The sequence below is a fragment of the Streptomyces sp. McG3 genome (genome assembly GCF_018619185.1).
GTDB lineage: Bacteria > Actinomycetota > Actinomycetes > Streptomycetales > Streptomycetaceae > Streptomyces.
This window is the reverse complement of record NZ_JAAXYC010000562.1, coordinates 1-1,418: the sequence shown is the minus strand read 5'-3', so window position 1 is coordinate 1,418 and position 1,418 is coordinate 1. Positions and strand designations below refer to the sequence as shown.

The window sequence follows — 1,418 nt, the reverse complement described above, 5'->3', positions numbered from 1 at the left end:
GCTCCCGTCCCCGCCCCTCTCCCCTTCGACTCCGCGGCCTCCCGTGACCGGTTCGAGGCCCTCGTCGCCGAGGCCGACGCCGTGTCCGTGGACGGCTGGGACTTCTCCTGGCTGGAGGGCAGGGCCACCGAGGAGCGCCCCTCCTGGGGGTACGCCCGCGCGATGGCCGACCGCCTCGGCCGGGCCCACGCGGCGCTCGACCTCCAGACCGGGGGCGGCGAGGTCCTGGCCGCCGCGCCGAAGCTCCCGCCGGTCACCGTGGCCACGGAGGCCTGGCCGCCCAACGTCGCCCGCGCCACCGCCCTCCTGCACCCGCTCGGGGCGGTCGTCGTCGCCGACGCGGACGAGCCGCCGCTGCCCTTCGGGGACGCCGCCTTCGACCTCGTGGTCAGCCGCCATCCGGTCACCGCGTGGTGGGAGGAGATCGCGCGGGTCCTCGCCCCCGGTGGCACGTACTTCTCGCAGCAGGTCGGCCCGGCCAGCGTCTTCGAACTCGTCGAGTACTTCCTCGGCCCCCAGCCGCCCGAGGTCCGCCGCGGCCGGCACCCGGAGGACGCGCGGGCCGCCGCGACGGCGGCCGGACTGGATGTGGTGGACCTGCGCTCCGAGACCCTGCGCACCACGTTCCACGACATCGGCGCGGTGGTCTACTTCCTGCGCAAGGTGATCTGGATGGTCCCCGGGTTCACCGTCGAGCGGTACCGGCCCCAACTGGCCGCACTGCACCGGCAGATCGAGGCGGAAGGGCCGTTCCGCGCCCGCACCGCCCGCTTCCTGATCGAGGCCCGCAAGCCCCGGTGACGGCGACCGGGACTCGCCCGCCGGTCAACCCGCCTACCCCGTACGCCAGTTCAGCATTGCCCCGGAGGCAACGGGATCGTGCGGGCGGCCGTCCTACTCGACGGGACGCACGCTCAGCGAAGGGCACAGCGAAGGAGGGGGAGCGGTCATGACCCTGGAGAGAGAAGACTGCGCGGCGCCTGCCGGCCGTGCGCGGCACGGCAACGCCGACTGGCTCACGGGGGCCAGGATCACCGCCGTCCTCGGGGTCTACTACCGGCCCGAGGGCCGGGCGGGCGAGCCGGAGGCCGTCGAGTTCGTCCTCTCGGACGACCAGTCCGTCCTGCTGACCTGCGCCTCCGACCGGACGCTGCACGTCACCCCGGGCGCCTGGCCGAGGCTGCCCGACTGGTGCGTACCGGCGAGCCGGTGGCAGCACGCGCCGCCCGCCCTCCTCCCCCCGGTGCCGTACGGGGGAGCGTGGACGGTCGTGGGCACCCAGGAGCTGAGGGATGCCGGCGGGGAGGTGCTCCAGGCCGTCATCCGGTGCGAGGAAGGGGACTTCGTGGTGGTCGCCGGGGACACGATGGCGATCCGCTTCGAGCCCCGCCCCTGACGTGCGAGCCCCGCCCTTGACG

The 1,418-nt window shown here is 74.9% G+C and carries 2 protein-coding genes; both read left to right on the top strand.

The window, feature by feature from the left end:
- The coding region (locus HET64_RS38445) for a class I SAM-dependent methyltransferase (protein WP_215111853.1) at window positions 1–801 on the top strand (801 nt) is incomplete at its 5' end.
- A 148-nt stretch (window positions 802–949) separates the two neighbouring features.
- Entirely contained in the window at window positions 950–1,396 is a 447-nt protein-coding gene (locus tag HET64_RS38440) for a hypothetical protein (protein ID WP_215111852.1), read from the top strand.
- Window positions 1,397–1,418: the final 22 nt, after the last annotated feature.

Coding starts and splice junctions, on each gene's coding strand:
- HET64_RS38440 (WP_215111852.1), top strand. CDS start 950: ATGACCCTGGAGAGAGAAGACTGCGCGGCGCCTGCCGGCCGTGCGCGG.